Source organism: Chryseobacterium sp. FW101-FHT12H09 (assembly GCF_058790395.1).
Genome location: NZ_JBYTCP010000003.1, coordinates 389233 through 407597 on the forward strand (window position 1 = coordinate 389233; position 18365 = coordinate 407597).

At 34.9% G+C, this 18365-nt stretch carries 17 protein-coding genes; 11 read left to right on the forward strand and 6 right to left on the reverse strand.

Features of this window, described 5'->3' with window-relative positions:
* The first annotated feature begins 5 nt into the window (after nucleotides 1-5).
* Nucleotides 6-710, forward strand: coding sequence for a hypothetical protein (locus AC3WRL_RS12500; protein ID WP_214831384.1), 705 nt, complete (start codon nucleotides 6-8; stop codon nucleotides 708-710).
* A 64-nt stretch (nucleotides 711-774) separates the two neighbouring features.
* On the opposite strand, the gene AC3WRL_RS12505 is transcribed toward AC3WRL_RS12500, so the two are convergent.
* Nucleotides 775-951, reverse strand: coding sequence for an Hc1-related histone H1-like protein (locus tag AC3WRL_RS12505; RefSeq protein ID WP_034684091.1), 177 nt, complete (start codon nucleotides 949-951; stop codon nucleotides 775-777).
* Between the two features lie 311 nt (nucleotides 952-1262).
* Between AC3WRL_RS12505 and AC3WRL_RS12510 the strand changes: the two genes are divergently transcribed.
* The 7 genes from AC3WRL_RS12510 (at nucleotide 1263) to AC3WRL_RS12540 (ending at nucleotide 10723) form a co-directional block, all read left to right on the forward strand.
* Nucleotides 1263-4646: a DEAD/DEAH box helicase gene (locus AC3WRL_RS12510; protein WP_492330408.1), complete on the forward strand. Its 3384-nt coding sequence runs from the start codon at nucleotides 1263-1265 to the stop codon at nucleotides 4644-4646.
* Nucleotides 4647-4749: 103 nt separating this feature from the next.
* Nucleotides 4750-5664: a helix-turn-helix domain-containing protein gene (locus AC3WRL_RS12515; protein ID WP_214831386.1), complete on the forward strand. Its 915-nt coding sequence runs from the start codon at nucleotides 4750-4752 to the stop codon at nucleotides 5662-5664.
* 91 nt (nucleotides 5665-5755) lie between these two features.
* Entirely contained in the window at nucleotides 5756-6961 is a 1206-nt protein-coding gene (locus tag AC3WRL_RS12520) for an MFS transporter (RefSeq protein WP_492330409.1), read from the forward strand.
* 511 nt (nucleotides 6962-7472) lie between these two features.
* Nucleotides 7473-8531: a sensor histidine kinase gene (locus AC3WRL_RS12525; protein ID WP_261512507.1), complete on the forward strand. Its 1059-nt coding sequence runs from the start codon at nucleotides 7473-7475 to the stop codon at nucleotides 8529-8531.
* Between the two features lie 3 nt (nucleotides 8532-8534).
* Nucleotides 8535-9281, forward strand: a complete 747-nt coding sequence (locus tag AC3WRL_RS12530; RefSeq protein ID WP_492330410.1) for a LytR/AlgR family response regulator transcription factor — start codon at nucleotides 8535-8537, stop codon at nucleotides 9279-9281.
* A 54-nt stretch (nucleotides 9282-9335) separates the two neighbouring features.
* Entirely contained in the window at nucleotides 9336-9737 is a 402-nt protein-coding gene (locus tag AC3WRL_RS12535) for a hypothetical protein (protein WP_492330411.1), read from the forward strand.
* A gap of 461 nt (nucleotides 9738-10198) precedes the next feature.
* Nucleotides 10199-10723, forward strand: coding sequence for an SRPBCC family protein (locus AC3WRL_RS12540; protein WP_214831392.1), 525 nt, complete (start codon nucleotides 10199-10201; stop codon nucleotides 10721-10723).
* Between the two features lie 269 nt (nucleotides 10724-10992).
* Here the strand turns inward: AC3WRL_RS12540 and AC3WRL_RS12545 are convergent, their stop codons facing one another.
* Both AC3WRL_RS12545 and AC3WRL_RS12550 read right to left on the reverse strand, forming a co-directional pair.
* The gene (locus tag AC3WRL_RS12545) at nucleotides 10993-11385 is read right to left on the reverse strand and encodes a hypothetical protein (RefSeq protein ID WP_214831393.1); all 393 of its coding nucleotides are present in this window, start codon (nucleotides 11383-11385) and stop codon (nucleotides 10993-10995) included.
* The gene (locus tag AC3WRL_RS12550; RefSeq protein WP_492330412.1) at nucleotides 11367-12764 is read right to left on the reverse strand and encodes an MFS transporter; all 1398 of its coding nucleotides are present in this window, start codon (nucleotides 12762-12764) and stop codon (nucleotides 11367-11369) included. Before AC3WRL_RS12550 ends, AC3WRL_RS12545 begins: the two co-directional genes overlap by 19 nt.
* Before the next feature lie 83 nt (nucleotides 12765-12847).
* On the opposite strand from AC3WRL_RS12550, the gene AC3WRL_RS12555 reads away from it, so the two are divergent.
* Complete coding sequence (locus tag AC3WRL_RS12555) at nucleotides 12848-13693, forward strand: helix-turn-helix domain-containing protein (protein ID WP_492330413.1); 846 nt, start codon at nucleotides 12848-12850, stop codon at nucleotides 13691-13693.
* A 120-nt stretch (nucleotides 13694-13813) separates the two neighbouring features.
* Here AC3WRL_RS12555 and AC3WRL_RS12560 read toward each other — a convergent pair whose 3' ends face one another.
* The 3 genes from AC3WRL_RS12560 to AC3WRL_RS12570 all read right to left on the reverse strand — a co-directional run bounded on the left by AC3WRL_RS12560 (nucleotide 13814) and on the right by AC3WRL_RS12570 (nucleotide 17089).
* Nucleotides 13814-14410: a Crp/Fnr family transcriptional regulator gene (locus tag AC3WRL_RS12560; protein ID WP_214831396.1), complete on the reverse strand. Its 597-nt coding sequence runs from the start codon at nucleotides 14408-14410 to the stop codon at nucleotides 13814-13816.
* Between the two features lie 193 nt (nucleotides 14411-14603).
* Nucleotides 14604-15404, reverse strand: a complete 801-nt coding sequence (locus AC3WRL_RS12565; protein ID WP_492330414.1) for an SDR family oxidoreductase — start codon at nucleotides 15402-15404, stop codon at nucleotides 14604-14606.
* 23 nt (nucleotides 15405-15427) lie between these two features.
* Nucleotides 15428-17089 carry an FAD-binding dehydrogenase gene (locus AC3WRL_RS12570; RefSeq protein ID WP_214831398.1) on the reverse strand — a complete coding sequence of 554 codons (1662 nt, stop codon included), beginning with the start codon at nucleotides 17087-17089 and terminating at the stop codon, nucleotides 15428-15430.
* Nucleotides 17090-17259: 170 nt separating this feature from the next.
* Here AC3WRL_RS12570 and AC3WRL_RS12575 point away from each other — a divergent pair, with 170 nt between their 5' ends.
* A complete protein-coding gene (locus AC3WRL_RS12575) occupies nucleotides 17260-17736 on the forward strand; it encodes a nuclear transport factor 2 family protein (RefSeq protein ID WP_492330415.1) in 477 nt (158 codons plus the stop codon).
* A gap of 44 nt (nucleotides 17737-17780) precedes the next feature.
* Nucleotides 17781-18275, forward strand: a complete 495-nt coding sequence (locus AC3WRL_RS12580; RefSeq protein WP_492330416.1) for a GNAT family N-acetyltransferase — start codon at nucleotides 17781-17783, stop codon at nucleotides 18273-18275.
* The last annotated feature ends 90 nt before the right edge of the window (nucleotides 18276-18365 follow it).

The following is an 18365-nucleotide window of genomic DNA, read 5'->3' on the forward strand; positions in this document are numbered from 1 at the left end:
AAAAAATGAAATTAACAACTACAATTTTTACAATTTGCTTAATAGCTGGTGGAAACAATCTTCTATTTTCACAAAATATAAATGAAGATAAAGCAAAAGAAATCATTGAAAAGGCTATTCAAGCGACTGGAGGCAAAGAACTTTTAAATAGTATAAAAACACTCTACTCTATTTCCGAAACTACAATGGACGGAAGAAAAGTAAATTGGATTACAAAAGAAATGGCTCCTAATAAAGGTAGTTTCGAGATTGAATACCAAGGTCGGATTGTTTATCGCTCGTGGTTTGATGGGAAAATCGGATATGAAACGGTAAATGGAGAAAAAAAATTAGCAGATCCAGAAGAGTTCAAAGAAAAACTTAATCGAAAGTATATTATGAATGAGCTGGCTTATTTAGATCCTTCTTTATACAAACTTGAACTTGTTGAAAATAATCCTGATAAAACATACAACGAAATAAAGGCGACTTCTACAGATGGAAAAGTGCTTCATCTATTTTATGATGCTAAAAGTTATTTATTAAAAAAAGAAACTAAAGAAAATCCAGACAAGAATGCCTTTTCAACTGTAATTTATAATGAATATAAGAAATTTGGAGCTCTAATTTATTGTTCTAAAACTACATTTCCTACTGAGGATGGAGAGCAAATAATAACATTAACAGATCTTTATTACAATAAAAAAATCTCAGAAAAAGATTTTAAATAATAATAAACAAGATTGTTCTATTGTCCCCTAAAAAAATAGGCCAGCTAAAATAGCTGGCTTATTTTTATTTTTTTGATTCTTCAACAGAAACTTTTCTGAAATCTTTGAACAATTTACTTAGTTCTAAAGCTGATTTACGAGCTCTTGTTCCAGCTGCTTTGTTTCCTTTTTCAGCTTGTTGGTTTGCTTCAGTTGTAAATGCTTCAAATTCCGCGTTGATTTTTTCGATTAGTTCTTTCATTTATTTTAAAATTTAGGGTGCAAATATAGGTTTTATGGTGATTCCAGCCTAACTGTGATGAAAAAAAATTAGAAATATTTAAAAAAAATACTCCTTGGGAATAAGCGATAATCATTTAAATAATATAAAGCAAATAAAATTTTTAATTTAAAGCAAAATTGACCTCTATATTTATCTTTATAATAGAAATCATTATAAAAAAAATTCTATAAAAGAAGTTCTATAAAAAAAGGGAAAATGTTTTTAAAAGTTCATAAGCTGAAAAACAATGGAAGATTTTAAATATCCAGTCTTTTCCTTTTATCGGTTTTATGTACCTTCGTTTTTTTAATAATCATTCGCTTGTCGTCAGTATGGAGTTGCCAAAAGAATATATTTTACCGGATACTTATATCAGTACACTTTCGATATATGAACTTTTAAAGCACACCCAAACGGCAAGATTCATAGAAGAAAAGGACTTCCGGGATATTGAACCTATTGCCCTTGAAATTAACTCCGGGGTTTTCACCAGAACAACTTCAGTAATCAGTTTCCCAAATGTTTCGGTAAGTCAGGTAGGATCTGCATTGGTGACGACATGTTCGTGCGAAAACCCAACCGATAAACTTTGTGAACACCAGGCAGAAATTATTTATTGCATTCTGGAACAAAAAAACTATCGGATTTTCTTTGATACTAATCTACGACAAAGAACACTGGTTGCCTTTGCTAAAGGTTTTGGTTTAGAAAACGAGCCTCATCTTGATACCTTTTTTCATCTGAACTATCAGGATGGAAAGCTCGACATTCAGCCTAAAATTAAAGAGCTGTTTCAAATTGATGAGCATGCTATTAAACAGAACTTACTGCCACTGCGAAAATCAGTTCTCAAAGAACTGGCTATACAGGATACTGATAAAAGACAAATAATGGTTATTGGTAAACACCGTTATTATAATTTTTTGAACTTTTCATTAATGGAAGCTGAGGTTACCCGAAATGGTAAAATTAAAAACCCTGTTACCTCTATTGATGCAATGCAATTGATCTGGAAATCTGAGCAGCCATCAGAAATTAAGTTTTACACAGCCATTATTGCTTTTCAAAATAAATTTAATGAAGAACAAAGCCCAACAGAGTTGGAAGCTTTGAAATTGATCGTTCAAAATCCTTTGGAGCTCGATGTATACTACCATGATCCTCATCTGGCTGAATTTGTTTCTTCTAAATCTCTGATTCCTGTGGCGCTTAAGCTTCTTAAAGCTGAGATACAGCTGACCGTACTCAAAAAAGATCCGTTCTATGAAATCACAGGAGAGCTCCTCTTTAATGATATTTCACTGCCATTTAAAAATATCATTATCCGAAATGATTATTTTATTCATTACCAAAATACTTTAAGCTTAATTGAAAATCCTGACATGCTTCGGGTCATTAAGTTTTTTAAATCTAACAATGAAATTCTTCTCATCCACGCTTCAAAGTACGAGAACTTTCTGCAGACCGTTTTAGCATCATTAGAACAGTATATTCACATTAATTACAGTTATATCCATTCTGCGACTCCCGTACAGCTGCAAGAAAAGAATTTCGGAACAGAAAAGATTATTTATTTGCATCAGGAAGGCAATTACGTGTCGATTACTCCGGTAATGAAATATGGAACTGTAGAAGTAGCTGTTTATTCAAGAAAACAGCTGTATGACACAGACCAGAATGGAAATCAGTTTAAAATAGAACGAAATTATGAGGCTGAAACCTCTCTTACTTCTATTATTATGATGCAGCATCCGGAATTTGAAGAACAACTGGAGGCAGATGAATATTTTTACTTACATAAAAATAAATTTCTGGATGCAGATTGGTTTCTAAAAGCCTTCGAAGCCTGGAGAAATGAAAAGATAATCATTCTTGGTTTTAGTGAACTAAAGAACAATAAACTGAACCCGAATCGTGCTAAAATCAACATTCAGGTTACGAGTGGCATAGATTGGTTCAATGCTAAACTGAGTGTCCGTTTCGGAAAAAAAGAAGCAACCCTAAAGCAGGTGCACCGTGCTCTCCGTAATAAAACAAAGTTTGTACAGCTCGATGATGGCACGCAAGGTATACTGCCCGATGAATGGATCAGTAAAATCACCAAATACTTTCAGGCGGGTGATATCGATGAAGAATTATTGAAAATCCCTAAAATCAGTTTTACTGAAATTTCAAGTTTGTTTGAAAAAGAGATTTTAAGCGAAGAGGTACAAGCAGAAGTCCTTTCTTACTCAAACCAATTTTCCATGTTAAGAAAAGCTCCGGAAATCCCTGTTCCAACTGAATTAAAAACCAATCTGAGAGATTACCAACGGGAAGGATTGAATTGGTTAGGCCTTCTCGACAGTTTCAATTTCGGTGGATGTCTGGCCGATGATATGGGATTAGGAAAAACAGTGCAGATCATTGCTTTTATTTTACACCAAAGAGAAAAATATGGAGCAAATACAAATCTTATCATTGTACCAACTTCTCTTCTTTTTAATTGGCAGGAAGAGCTGGAAAAATTTGCCCCTTCTCTTAAAGTATTGCTGCATTACGGGCCAGACAGGCTAAAGAATATCGATCATTATCATGAATATGAAATCATATTGACCAGTTATGGGATGCTGCTTTCAGACATCCGTTTCCTTAAATCATTTCGCTTTAATTATGTTTTTCTCGATGAATCACAGGCGATCAAAAATCCCAATTCGGAAAAATATAAAGCTGCCCGTCTGTTACAGTCCAGGAACAGAGTCGTACTGACAGGAACACCTGTTGAAAACAATACCTTTGATCTTTACGGACAGCTTTCGTTTGCATGTCCGGGATTATTGGGAAGTAAGCAATATTTTAAAGACGTTTACGCCATTCCAATTGATAAATTTGAATATGGTAAACGCACCATCGAACTTCAACAAAAGATCAATCCTTTTATTTTACGAAGAACGAAAAAGCAAGTCGCAAAGGAGCTTCCTGAGAAAACTGAAATGGTCATCTATTGTGAAATGAACGCAGAGCAGCGTAAAATCTACGACCTTTATGAAAGGGAGTTGCGTGATTTTATATCTGCTTCCACTGATGATGAGACTTTGAAAAACAGCATGCATGTGTTAACGGGCTTAACCAAGCTCCGACAAATCTGTAATTCTCCAGTTCTGTTGAAGGAGGGCCATTCCGGAGAACATTCTGTAAAGATTCAGCTGTTAACTGAGCAGATCGAAAACAAATCAAAGGAACACAAGATTCTTGTGTTTTCACAATTTGTAGGAATGCTGGATCTGATCAAAAAAGAACTTGAAGATAAAAATATTCCTTTTGAATATCTTACAGGGCAGAGTAAGGATCGTGGCTCCAAAGTCCACCGATTTCAAACGGATGAAAATATCCGGGTATTTCTTATTAGCTTAAAAGCCGGAGGTGTTGGTCTTAACCTTACTGAAGCCGATTATGTTTATCTCGTAGATCCATGGTGGAATCCTGCCGCAGAAAACCAGGCAATCGACAGAAGCTACAGGATAGGACAGACCAAACATGTCGTAGCAATACGAATGGTTTGTTCGAATACGATTGAGGAAAAAATACTGAACCTCCAGAAGAAAAAAAGCAAACTGACACAAGGACTTATAAAAACAGAAGAATCCAAAATACTTGGTTTAGGTAGAGCTGATCTGCTAGAGATATTGGACTGATCCGGAAATAAAACCTTCTTTACAGTTAGCTTATGCGATTCCTTATTGATTTAACCAAAAATCAGCAAGTTTCCGTATCTTTGATTTTTATAATTTTTAAATCATGAGTGATCATTTAGAAACGATAGAAGATTATTACAGAAACATCAGGGAAAACCAGTTAAGAATGTTTGATTCCCATGATTTTGAGTTGGGAAAATCACATTTTAACATTTCTATGCGGAAGTATTGCAGCTTCAAGAGCCCTTATAATCGCCGGGATTATTATAAAATAAGTTTTATCATAGGTAAAGGTACTTTTCAGTATGGGCAACAAAAATTATACATAGACCGTCCTGCTTTATTCTTTCCTTCTCCCAACATCCCTTATTCATGGGAATGTGACGGAGATCTACAGGAAGGCTATTTCTGTCTTTTCAATCAGGAATTTTTTAATGGAAATTCTGAATTTAAATTATTTAAAAAGACTTCCTTATTTAAAGAATGGAGCATGCCTATTGTCTTTTTAACAGAAGAGCAAACCCAATTGGTCACTGTTTATTTTGAACAAATGTATAAGCTCAATAACTCCACCTATCCATTTCGTTGTGGCAGTATAAAAAGTCATCTGGCATCCGTTCTACACCTGGCATTAGAAAATCGCGTTGAAGATGTTGATCCGGACGAGCTTCCTGCTAACGTCCGTTTATACCGTATGTTTGATGAATTGCTTAATAAACAGTTCCCGTTAGACTCTCCTGCTTACCCGCTTGCTTTAAAAACAGCTTCGGATTTTGCCGATCACCTCAACGTACATGTCAATCATTTAAACTCTTCCGTAAAATCGGTAACCAATCTTACAACAACGCATATCATTAAGGAGAGAATGTTCGAAGAATCTAAAAACCTTTTAAAATACACCAACTGGGATATTGCTGAAATCGGTTATACATTAGGATTCGACCAACCTTCTCATTTCAATAATTTCTTTAAAAAGCACTCAAACACATCACCGCTTAAATTTAAGCATGCTTTCTAAATCTTTGAATTTTGTAATTTTTACTTTGTCTTTTAAAATAGATATCAAAGATTCTTGACGTATTTTTGTATCGTTAAAAAAAGAATGAACTATGTTGAGAGAAGCATCTGAACAACGCATCAGATTAATCACTATTATGGCCTTCATATCAATCCCATTATCAGGGTTTGTTACAGATATCTATTTACCGTCTTTTCCATCAATGGCCAAGGGAATGCAAGTTTCGGAAAAAGACATCCAGATTACCCTTACCTCCTATTTGCTTAGCTATGGAATTTCTCAATTATTTGTAGGTGGAATTCTGGATAGTATTGGACGCTACCGTCCAAAACTGGCAGCACTACTTCTATTGGTAGTAACGAGCTTTTTAATCACCATGACCAATAGTATTTTACTGATATGCCTGCTTCGTGTTCTTCAGGGAATAGCTGTTTCTGTAATGGTTGTTGCCACCCGTGCTATTTTCGTAGATATTTACGATGCAGAAAAAGTAAAACATTATCTGAGTTATTTTACTATCGTATGGTCACTTGGGCCTATTTTAGCACCTTTCCTTGGTGGTTATCTTGAAAAATTATTTAACTGGCATGCGAACTTTTATTTCCTTGCTTTTTATGCTGGGGCTATATTCTTATTTGAATGGTTTTTCAGTGAGGAAAGTCTGCCTGAGAAAAAGAAACTGAATCTTTCAGAAAATATCAACCTTTATAAGATGATGTTGAAAAACCGCATTTTTATGCTGGGAATTATTATTCTGGGGCTAAGTTATTCTATTGTCATGTTATTCAATATTACAGGCCCTTTTATTATTGAAAATACTTTTCACTTTACTCCTGTTGTCATTGGATATTGTACACTAATCTTAGGGTTCTCATGGATGATTGGTGGTTTTATCGGAAAGAAACGGGTTTCATTAGGCTTTAAATCAAGAATACTACAGCCTATTATTTTACAGTTAATGCTTATTACAGGATTAATCACGGTAAGCTACTTTACAGAAAGCTTATATATCATGATTCCATTCGCCTTTTTCATTCATATTTGTTCGGGAATCTTATTTACCTCCTTTTTTACGACAAGTATGTTATACTTCCCCAAGAATGCAGGTACAGCGGGCGGACTAATGGGTGGACTGGTTTACATCATCACCTCTGTTACAAGTTTTATTATCTCAGTAAGCGGAACTGTTTCCTTACAAAAAGATCTCTCCTGGCGGTATTTAATTATTGCTCTGATCCTTTTTGGTATTATACTTACCATGAATCACACCTTAAAAAAAGAAAAAGCAGAGAATTGATCTCTGCTTTTTTATTTTATACCTCCTTTATTTAAGATGTAATTTTACAAATTACTACAATCCAATTGTTGGTGCCTGCAATCCAATTGTTGGTGGATAATACTTTCATTATAAGCTATATCTGAACTAATATTGCACTGTCAATATAGGATTACTATGATTTTTATGGCGAATACGGGAAATTTATTTTTCTATTTTAATTAAAATAAAAATGATAAAAAGTTTAAAACAAGGTGTCAAAAATAATAGCATTCGTCAGAAAACAATGGAAGCAGATATTAGTTACTCTAGTCATTTTTGCAGTATGGAGTCTGGCAGCTTTTCTATTTCTTATTACCCTAATTCTATTGTTGACACCGGTAATAGATTCGTTGATGAATAATATTCTTATTGTAAACAGCATATAAACTAATATTGCAAATTATTGTAATTTTAATAGGTATAGCAGAAATTTATTTTTCTTTTTACCTATTCCCATTAAATTATAAAAAACTAAAAATAAAGTATAAAAATGATAACGTTCGTCAGAAAACAATGGAAGCAGATACTGATCATTCTGATGGTTTACACGCTATGGAGTCTGGCGGCATTTTTATTTCTGATCAGATTGCAGGGATTGGAGACGACCCTTAAACAATTTGGAACAGGCAAAATGCTTTACATCAATTTTATCCACACTATTGTTAAAGGCACTATTGTATATTATATCCTTATTTATCATCTGGCCATTCCTTTAATAAAAACCAGGAAATGGAAAAAAATACTTTTACAGGTGATCCTGTTTTTCATCGCATTAACTGCTTATGAATATGTATGGAATTTTAATATCCAGGGTTCAAAACCCACCGACGCCGGCTACGTGACACCGAATGTATTTTTTCTCACTGCCGCATTGCTTGATGTAGTTATTATAATGATATCTGTTTTCTTTGCCACTTTAATAACTTCCAATGAGATGCGTAAACATAAAGAAGAACTTGAAAAGGAAAAATTGAAAGCTGAACTGGCTGCTATAAAATACCAGATCAATCCTCATTTTCTCTTTAATTCATTAAGTTTTATTTATACAAAAACAATTAAAACAAGCCCGGAAGCAGCTCATGCCGTACACCTGCTTTCAGAAATTATGAGCTATGCCCTGGACGATTGGGATGAACTTGGAACTGTACCTCTGGCATTGGAAATTGACCATATGAAAAAAGTAATAGAAATGAATCAGATCCGGTTCAATCATATGCTGAAAGTGAAATATCATGAAAATATTGAAACAGATGATGCCTATGTATCTTATGTTCCCACTTTAGCTTTCGTTACATTGGTAGAAAATGCTTTTAAACATGGGGAACTAAATGATGAAAAAAACAAGGTAACTATAGAGCTGGAAGCTACCAAAAGTAAAATCTACTTCCTGGTTAGCAATAAAAAGAAAAATGGACCAAAAGAACCTTCAAAAGGAATAGGATTAAGTAACGTCCGACAGCGACTGGAACTGATGTATGGTATCAAACATTCGTTTACCATCAAAGAAGATGAGAACTATTATTTAAATGAAATAACCATAAATCTTTAGATCATGATCAATTGTATTGTTGTAGATGACGAAGCCCACGCTATAGAATTACTGACCCTTCATATTGAACAAACCCCCTTTTTAAAGCTGGTAGGTTCCGCAATGAATCCGGCAGAAGCGCTACAGCTTTTGAATACAACCGATGTAGATCTTATTTTTCTGGATATCCAGATGCCGGGAATGTCCGGTGTTGAATTTCTACCCTTACTGAACGATAGGTATAAGGTTATACTAACGACAGCTTTCAGAGAATATGCCCTTGACGGATTTGATCACAACGTTGTAGATTATCTCCTGAAGCCCATTTTCTTTCCAAGATTTCTAAGGGCTGTACAGCGCGTGCAAGAAGGTATTTCTTCCCCTAAAAAAGAAATGGAAGATGATTTCATCATGGTGAAAACAGAATATAAAGGGAAATTGCTAAAGATCAAGATCCAGGATATTATTTATATCGAAGGAAAAGGAAAATACGTTTGCTTTCATACTAAGGATGGAGAACAGGTAATGGCTCTTCTTAATATTGGCGGGCTAGAAAATAAACTACCCGGTGACCGTTTTTTACGTATCCATAAATCCTTTATTATTGCCATTCCTTTTATCATGATGATCCATGGAAATCTGGTACAATTAGAGTTTACCAAAAACCAGATTCCCATTGGCCAGACCTACCGTGATAATTTTATGGGACAAATGCTCAACAAAGTAATCACCAATAAAAAAGACGAAGGTGAACAAGAGCCTAATAATTAATATCTATTTCAAAACATATTTAAAAACCAAACAATTAAATTATAAACAAAAAAAATGCGAAAATCATTATTTATCCAATCCGTTGGAATTTTAGCCCTTTCAGTGGCAACATCATGTGCACCCTCTTACTTTGGAAAAACCTACGCTCCTACTCAAAACGTAGATGTTTATTTCGCTGCGGGAGATGTAAAAAGAGAGCACGAAACTATGGGGACAACAGAAATAGACCAGGGATTCAGTTCTATGGATAAGATGCAGCAGAAAGCCATTGAGCTTGGAAAAGCCAGAGGTGCTGACGGTGTTATTATGAAACTGACAGAAGAAGTTACGGGAAGCTCTAAGAGCGATTTTGGAAATGTAAAAAAAGGCAGCAAAAACGATACATATGGTGGCGGATCTGTCACCACCAATATGAAAGTAAAAAAAATACAGGCCACTTTTATCAAATATAAATAGGATCTTTAAAACTTATTTAAGGCAGCTTTTCTGACTTCTGTCGCAGATCATATTCTACTGTTAACTGCAAATTTCATCTGTTTTTCAATCATTTCAACATCATTTTAATAGCTTGTCATATAGCTATTGGAAAGCTATGTGTCATAATCAAATATCAATCCCCGAAAAATAGATTTGAAAATATCAGAAGTCTGTTAAGCCTGCTGATTATATCCAATACAACCTGTAATTATTAAAAAATCAATCTATCTTATTATTGAAATAGTCGTGTTTATTATGAACAATTCAGATTGTTTTTATCCGGAGTCAAAAGTGGCTTCGGATTTTTTCAACTAAGAAACGAGCTTCTTTTAATTCAAAAAATATTATAAAAAATCGAGGAATAACTTCGTTTTCTTACAATTTACATCCTCTCTAAATCGGTAGATTTGTTTATCAAAATATTCTAAAAAAATATCATCATGAAAAAGATTCTTTTAAGTATTCTTGCTTTAGTAGCTGCATTAGTTCTCATAATTGGTATCCTTGAGCTTACCAGTAATTATAAAGTTACGGAAGATATTAACCGGAATGCACCCGTAAAAACCCAACAGCAGATCGTCATTCATGCTTCTGCGGAAAAAATATATAAAATTATGAGTGATGTCAATCACTGGTCCAGTTGGAATAAAGATATTCAGGATCCGGTAATGAATGTTCCTTTCCAAAAAGGCAACAGCTTCGACTGGAAAAGTGGTGGCCTTACCATTCGATCAACTTTACATACCACAATTCCGTACCGAAAAATAGGATGGTCCGGACCCGCTTTCGGCGCTTTTGCAATCCACAACTGGATGTTGGTTCCCAATGGTGATTATACAACAGTAATTGTGGATGAAAGTATGGAAGGATGGCTGGTTTCTATGATGCACAAAAAGTTCCAGAGCCATCTTGAACAGTCATTACAAGTATGGCTGAAAGACTTAAAAACTGAAGCTGAGAAATAAATAATTCATCTAAAAAGGGATAATAATTAATAAATATATTATTAGTAATTGTAATCCTAAAATTTAAAATTAAAATTTTGTACTTTTATAGTCTAATAACCTGTGTTATTACAATCTCAACAGTTTATTAACCTCTCGTTCACGCGGGAGGTTTTATTTAAAAAAAGATTTCTTGTTAGTTTTACAACTGGAAAAGTTGAGACCTCTCAGAACTGAGAGGTTTTTTATCAACTCTTATTTTTGCTTATTAAATAACCCGTTTCTTAATTTTATATCCATTCTTCCAGCAAATGATACCAACTGATGCTGTTATCAGAATGTAATAAAAATACAGCAGATGCCTTTCTGGTATTTATTTCTCCATCAGCATTTTGTTTTTCTACATATTCTGCCAAAGCATGTTGTCCTGAAAGTTGAATATTAATCTCAGAAACCTTAATCTCCATTTCTGAAAACCTTCCAAAAGCATCAGGTAACCAATTTACCAAACCTTCATAATCCAGTTCATTTCCCCTACTCCCTTTCATTCGGAAATAAGGATGAAAATCCTTCAACATAGCTGACAGCAATGCTTCTTTATCCGGTGTATTTCCTTTGAACCAATTTTCAATTTTCTCATGAAAATCCAAAATTTCTTTCTTTACTAAATCTTTTTTATCCATTTCTTTTTATGTTGTTTCGAATAATTAAATGCGATGATCAAACCCAGGATCTGAAAACCTCCAATAGCAGAAAGAGCAATAACAATCGCATCAGACATCTGAGTTGTTTCTGCAATTGAGAAAAAAAGTGAACCAATAACTGCACCTCCAAGAACACTCCCTATCTGAATAGCAGTGCTTACAACTCCTGAAGCCTGTCCGGCTTCATTAGCAGCAATATCCGACATCACATTCTTGAGCATTGCAGGCATAACTGTTCCATGCCCTGATCCTGCTATCAATAATGCCAGATAAACACAAAGTCCCGGTTCGGCATCCCAATAGAACATAAAAGCCGATAAGAATATCCCGATAATCAACAAAAGTAAACCTGCTTTAGTGAGGCTAATACTGCTTGCATTTATTTTAGTACTGATTAATGGAGCCACAAAAAAACCTATTCCATAAGGTAAAATCGCCAATGCTGTATCTAGCGAAGACCACAATAAATACTTTTGAAGATAGAACGGATAACAAATAAAAAGTCCTGCCGTAAAATTGTAGATTAAAATAATACAAAGACCCAGACTAAATGTTTTGTTCTTCAGAAGACCTGTATAGATTAACGGCGTTTTTCCTGATCGCTCCAAACGGGATTCATATTTAATGAAAATATAAAAAAACAGCAATCCTAAAATTATCATCATAAAAATCCAGATCGGCCAGTCTGAATTATTTCCTTCTATCAGAGGATATATAACACATAACAAGGCGCCAATAATAAGAAGAATTCCTATAAAATCTATATTTGTTTTTTTCTCGGATCTGGTTTCCTGAAGGACCTTTGACACTCCAATAATACAGATCACAGCCACAGGAATATTAATTAAGAATACAGACTGCCACGTAAATCCAAAAAGCTGAAGTTTAAGGAGTATCCCACCAAGCAACTGTCCCATAATCGCAGCAAAACCAAAAACAGAACCAAATATTCCGATTGCTTTAATCTGTTCTGTGGAGGGAAATATCACTCTTATATTTGCCAATGCTTGTGGAGCCAGCATTGCAGCACCTACTCCCTGTAAAATCCTGAACCCTATTAAAAAATAGATTGTCGGTGAAAAAGCACATCCCGCTGAAGCAATCATAAAGACATAGAGACCTATAATAAACATCTTTTTCCTTCCAAAAATATCACCAAATCGTCCGCCACAAACTACTAATGCAGCATACGTTAATCCATAAGCAGCAATTACCATTTGTAAAGAAGCATTACTTGCATTAAAATCATTTCGGATCGCAGGCAGTGCAATGTTGACAATAAAATAATCAAGAGGTGAAAGGAAAGCTCCCATCGTAAGGAAACCTAATGCCCGCCATCTTTCTTTACTATATTCCATTCTAAAATTCTTACAGCAAAGAAACCATAATAAATACACGTATATTTGTACAATTAAAGGTTTATTATGTAAGATTAAATACCATGAGCAGAGAAGGAATCGATATATTTTCAGTACAGGAAAAAGAGCTTAATGATCAGACATTTTCAGTAAATTCCAGGCAGTCCTTTACCATAGTTTTTGTTAAAGCGGGAAAAGGATCTGTAAACGTAGATGAACACCATTATTACTTTAAAACCGGTAAATTTTTCCTATTGAATACCTCGTTGATTTATCATTTTTATGCTCAAAAGGCCAGTTTAATTGTCATTCAATGTCCGCTTCATTTTATTGACCAGATCAGAACTGAGGCAGACCGTATTGAAACCTGTGAAAATCTGAATAAACTGAATTACATTTCTAATAATTATCACAGCAAGGCCGGCTGCATTTTCCGCAATAATGAAGATCTCCAGTTTGCTACACTTTTAATCTATAATATACTGAGAGAATACAGATCTCTATCCAACAAAGATTACCTCATTATCCGGCAATCCATTTCCATTCTTCTTAATCTTGTAGCCCGGAATCTCATATTGAGCGACACTAAAGAAGTAAACGAAAACAGCACTGAATTCCTGGTTATGAAAATCATTAGCTATGTTCAACAGCATATTAAAGATCCTGAGAAAACAAAAGTCACTGTTATCGCTCAACAATTCGACCTTTCTAAAACTTATTTCGGTGAATTTTTTAAAAAAAATGTGGGTGTTGCCTATCAGTCATATCTACTTGAATATCGTTTGAAACTGGTCGACACCCGCTTAAAATTCAGTACGATGAGATTAAAAGAAATTGCTGCTGAATTTAGTTTCAATGATGAAAGTCATCTGTCTAAAACATTTAAAAAATACAGAGGATTAAGTCCTTCAGAGTACAGAAAAAGTTAAAACACAGAAAATAAAAAGCCTTAAACTTCCGTAAAGTTGTTTAAGGCTGTTCTCATACTAGCTAGTAAGCTCTCACATTGTAATAGAATTCATGGTTTTGATGGTTTCAATTCTTTAGCACTAATAGTATATTTTACCGTGTTCGATCTTTAACGTTTTTTCATTTTCCATTTTTTTAACCGTTCGTATAACGGTTTCTACCCGTAGGCCAGTCAGATTAGCAATTTGTTTCCGGGTAAGTGGAACCTGAAAAGAATAAGGTCCATTGTCAGAGGTATCTCCTTTTAAATATTCTATTATGGTTTTAATTTTAAAAGAAGGATCTGTAGCCGAAATATTGAAGAGCATTATATATTTATAATAAAGTCTGTCGGCAAGGCATCTGAACATATTTAAAGACAGTTCCTGGTTTTGGTTTAATAAATTGAAAAAATCAACTTTTGACAATTTCAATATTTTACATTTGGTTTTAGCAACAGCACTCATTGGATAAGGCTTTTCATTAAACAATAAAGATTCACCAAAACTTTGACCGGCGGAAAGAATATTTTGTGTAAATTCTTTTCCATCCTCATGGTAATTGTTTAATTCGACAATACCATCTACAATCTGAAAATAGAATTTAGGCAGACCTCCTTCATGAAAAATACTTTGATTGATATCATAATCTTCGTAGTCTGCACCGTAAGCTAATAGTTGATCTTCACTGATTATCATATAAAAACTTTTTTAAGGTTAAGCGATGAATATCTTAGTAAAAATGGTACTAACTGCCGTACAAATACCGAGCCATATTTATTAATTTTTAAAGATAATTGCAATAATCATCATTAAAATATTAATTTTAATTAATAATTAGAGAAAAAAAGCAGTTTAATCTCAATGATATTTAATTTAAATTGAAAGAAAGCTAAACCACTTTTGCTTTACGGGTAATTTTCGCCAGCCAAGAGGGGAAAAATCTTTTAAGAAAAACTCCCATAACTTCCCTGCCTCCGATAGCTGACTGATATTTTTTCTTTTCTATAGCACTAAGCATCTTTCTTGCAAAAACATCAACAGGCATTCCTTTCTTAGTGGCATCATCCATTGTTCCCTGTACTGATCCGTCTCCTGTAACCGCATTAATTGAAATATTGGTTTGTATAAAGCCAGGGCAGATAATCGTGATAAGAACTTTATCTTTATACAGCTCAGCACGCAGGGAATCAAAAAAACCATGCAGTGCATGTTTTGCCCCACAATAACCACTTCGCATTGGGGCTCCGAATACTCCCATCAGACTGGATACTACAACAATTTGTCCACCACCGTTTTTGATCATATAGGGCAGCGTCGCCTTAGTAAGTGCCACTGTTCCGATATAATCAACCTCTATTAAATGTTTGTCCACTTCAATATCAGTTTCCATGGCTAAAGAACGTTGTGATAAGCCTGCATTATTGATTAGGATATCAATGGTTCCGAATTTTTCAATTGCTTTTGCGGCAATAGCAGGCATATTTTTATAATCATAAAGATCTAATGGTAATATCACATAACGATTTTGTGCCAATCCTATCTTTTGTGCAATTAACTCCAGCTGCTCCTCTTTTCTTGATGAAAGAATGATCCTTGCTGCCGTTTTTGCCAATTCAGTTACGAGTGCCTCTCCTATTCCAGATGAAGCTCCTGTGATCCAGATTGTTTTATCATCAAAATAATTACCCATACCGATCTTATATTTTTAAGTTTTTATTTCCGTCCACCAATATATTTTCCGGCTGTCATTCCAGAAAACAGACATCCACCAAGAAATGTCCCTTCCAGGGCACGATAGCCATGCATGCCACCACCTCCAAATCCTGCTACTTCTCCGGCAGCATATAATCCTTCAAGCACCGTTCCATCCTCTTTTAAAACCTGCCCGTTAAGATTTGTCTGAATTCCACCCAGTGTTTTTCGCGTTAGGATATTTAGCCTTACTGCAATCAGGGGTCCATTCTCTGGATCTAATATTTTATGTGGAGTGGCAACTCTTCCTAGCTTATCGCCGATATATTTTCTTGTACTCCGGATATAATTAACCTGTGTGTCTTTTGAAAACTTATTATCCAGTTCCCGGTCTCTGGCTTCGATCTGCAATTTTATCTTTTCATATTCTAAAAGATGATCACCTGAAAGTTCATTCATCCTTTGTACAAGATCCTTCAGGTTATCGGAAACAATAAAATCTTTCCCGTGTTCTTTAAAAGCTTCCACAGGTCCGGGAGCTTTCTTACCGAAAATCCTTTTTAAAAAGAGCATATAATCTTTATTGGTAATATCCGGGTTTTGTTCTGATCCTGAAAGGGCAAATTCTTTTTTGATAATTTTCTGTGTCAGGATAAACCAAGAGTAGGAAAAGCCCGTATCCTGTATATATTTCAAAGTTCCTAAAGTATCGAATCCTGGCAAAAAAGGCGCCGGAAGTCTGTTTCCTTTTGCATCAAACCAAAGGGATGATGGCCCGGGAAGAATCCTGATCCCATGATCCGGCCAAATAGGATTCCAGTTTTGAATTCCTTCTGTATAATGCCACATCCTGTCGCGGTTGATGATATTAGATCCTGCATTTTCAGCAATCCCTATCATTTTTCCGTCCACATATGCAGGTACTCCACATACCATATTTTCAGGAGCTTTTCCTAATCTTTCCGGCCAGTTTTTACGCACAAGCTCATGATTCGCCCCTATTCCTCCGGAGGCAATAACAACATGAGGTGCATTATATTTAAATTGTGAAACAACCGTTCTACTGGTTGCTTGCCCTCTCTCTTTATTATCATTTTCCAACACATCACCTTCAACACCTGTTATCTTACCATTTTCCATAATAAGATTAGTAACCCGGTGCCTGAATTTCATCTCTAGCAGTTCTTTTCCCTTTGCTTCATAAGCTTTTTCAACAAAAGGTTTTATGACACCAGTACCTGTACCCCAGCTAACGTGAAAACGTGGCACTGAATTTCCATGACCATCCGCCGATCCATCCCCTCTTTCTGCCCATCCCACCATAAACATCAGCTTAATTCCCATTTTAGAAATATAATCATACTTTTCAGTGGCCGCAAACTTCAGATAAGCTTCCGCCCATTGCTTCGGCCAGTAATCTTCCTCGCGGTCAAAACCTGCCGTCCCCATCCAATCCTGTCTTGCGAGTTCATAAGAGTCTTTAATTCCCACCCTGCGTTGTTGGGGTGAATTGATGAGGAAGAGTCCACCAAAAGACCAGAATGCCTGACCCCCGATGTTCTGTTCTGTCTCCTGGTCGATCAGCAATACTTTTTTTCCGGCATTGGTAATTTCCATAGCAGCGGTAAGCCCTGCTAATCCGGAGCCGATGATAATTGCATCAGGTTGAAATTCTTGGTTCATTTGTTTTCTTTATCAGTCTAGATTTCTGTAAACTAAGATAATCGTTTTTAAAATTATAATAAACTGATATACCGATCTTTCGTTTAAATTCTTTCAAAATTTAGTATGTATTAAATATGATATTTAGTAATATCTTAAAAAAGATTATCTTTCATCAAATAAGAACTACCATGAGAACATTAACGATTCAGTTATTAACGATCCTTAGTTGCTTAATGTGGTCGACAGCTTTCTCACAATCAAAAACATATATACCAGTTTCTAAAGAGCTATATCAGACCATTTTGAAGAAAGACAGTCTACTTTTTAGTGCAGCTAATTCCGGAAACATTGAAAAGCTAAAAACTTTCTTTACAGAAGATCTCGAATTTTTTCACGATGTAGGAGGCTTGGCAGGATATAAAGAAACTATTGATAATTTCAAAAGAGTTGCTGAAAACTATGGTTATACCAGAAGAGTTCTCGAACCAGGTTCTATAGAAGTTTATCCAATCAAAGATTATGGAGCAGTTCAGACGGGAGTACATAAATTCTGCCGTTTGGAGAATGGAATACTTATCAATTGTGGAACGTTCAAATTTGTTCATGTTTGGAAAAATACCTCTGATGGTTGGAAAATCTCAAGAGTCATAAGCTATGGCCATTAAATAATCTTGTACATTTGCAATCCGTTTCTTAATTGAAGATTCCCATGAACATTGAATATCGAACCCTTTTACCTTATGAAAGCAAAATATACAGAACCATTCGATTAGAAAGTCTGGAAAAATTTCCGGAAGCCTTTGGAGCTAAATATGAAGAGGCCTTACAAACTGAGAAATTCCGAATGGAAAGTGATATTGAAAACCAACTATCAGAAAGATTTGTCGTTGGAGCTTTTGCTGATCAGGAGTTGGTCGGAATTTGTGTTTTTGTAAAAGAGAAAGATCATACCGGTCATCTCTATCAGATGTATATTAAAGAAAATTTTCAGGGGAGAAATATTGGATTAAGATTGATTCAGGAAGTAGTGAATGAAGCTGAAATCCGATTTGATGCCATTGAAATTATTTTGGAAGTAACTCATAACAATGTAAAAGCCTATCAGCTATATAAGAAATTCGGATTTAACGAAGTCATTGAGGCTCACAAAAGTAAGGAAAGTAACCACCATATCGTTATGAGGTATTATAAAAATCAATTTTAACACCATTTTTAGAAATTCAGCAAAATACTTTCCGCCTATTTTTTGGAAAGCCCAAGTGAAGCAATAGAAATTTATTACTTTCAGTGTACT

Excerpts from the sequence above, each read along its gene's own strand:
- AC3WRL_RS12550 (WP_492330412.1), bottom strand. The coding sequence starts at position 12,764 with ATGGAATATAGTAAAGAAAGATGGCGGGCATTAGGTTTCCTTACGATG.
- AC3WRL_RS12580 (WP_492330416.1), top strand. The coding sequence starts at position 17,781 with ATGAACATTGAATATCGAACCCTTTTACCTTATGAAAGCAAAATATAC.
- AC3WRL_RS12525 (WP_261512507.1), top strand. The coding sequence starts at position 7,473 with ATGATAACGTTCGTCAGAAAACAATGGAAGCAGATACTGATCATTCTG.
- AC3WRL_RS12545 (WP_214831393.1), bottom strand. The coding sequence starts at position 11,385 with ATGGATAAAAAAGATTTAGTAAAGAAAGAAATTTTGGATTTTCATGAG.
- AC3WRL_RS12540 (WP_214831392.1), top strand. The coding sequence starts at position 10,199 with ATGAAAAAGATTCTTTTAAGTATTCTTGCTTTAGTAGCTGCATTAGTT.
- AC3WRL_RS12500 (WP_214831384.1), top strand. The coding sequence starts at position 6 with ATGAAATTAACAACTACAATTTTTACAATTTGCTTAATAGCTGGTGGA.
- AC3WRL_RS12570 (WP_214831398.1), bottom strand. The coding sequence starts at position 17,089 with ATGAACCAAGAATTTCAACCTGATGCAATTATCATCGGCTCCGGATTA.
- AC3WRL_RS12575 (WP_492330415.1), top strand. The coding sequence starts at position 17,260 with ATGAGAACATTAACGATTCAGTTATTAACGATCCTTAGTTGCTTAATG.
- AC3WRL_RS12515 (WP_214831386.1), top strand. The coding sequence starts at position 4,750 with ATGAGTGATCATTTAGAAACGATAGAAGATTATTACAGAAACATCAGG.
- AC3WRL_RS12535 (WP_492330411.1), top strand. The coding sequence starts at position 9,336 with ATGCGAAAATCATTATTTATCCAATCCGTTGGAATTTTAGCCCTTTCA.
- AC3WRL_RS12565 (WP_492330414.1), bottom strand. The coding sequence starts at position 15,404 with ATGGGTAATTATTTTGATGATAAAACAATCTGGATCACAGGAGCTTCA.
- AC3WRL_RS12530 (WP_492330410.1), top strand. The coding sequence starts at position 8,535 with ATGATCAATTGTATTGTTGTAGATGACGAAGCCCACGCTATAGAATTA.
- AC3WRL_RS12510 (WP_492330408.1), top strand. The coding sequence starts at position 1,263 with ATGTACCTTCGTTTTTTTAATAATCATTCGCTTGTCGTCAGTATGGAG.
- AC3WRL_RS12560 (WP_214831396.1), bottom strand. The coding sequence starts at position 14,410 with ATGATAATCAGTGAAGATCAACTATTAGCTTACGGTGCAGACTACGAA.
- AC3WRL_RS12555 (WP_492330413.1), top strand. The coding sequence starts at position 12,848 with ATGAGCAGAGAAGGAATCGATATATTTTCAGTACAGGAAAAAGAGCTT.
- AC3WRL_RS12520 (WP_492330409.1), top strand. The coding sequence starts at position 5,756 with ATGTTGAGAGAAGCATCTGAACAACGCATCAGATTAATCACTATTATG.
- AC3WRL_RS12505 (WP_034684091.1), bottom strand. The coding sequence starts at position 951 with ATGAAAGAACTAATCGAAAAAATCAACGCGGAATTTGAAGCATTTACA.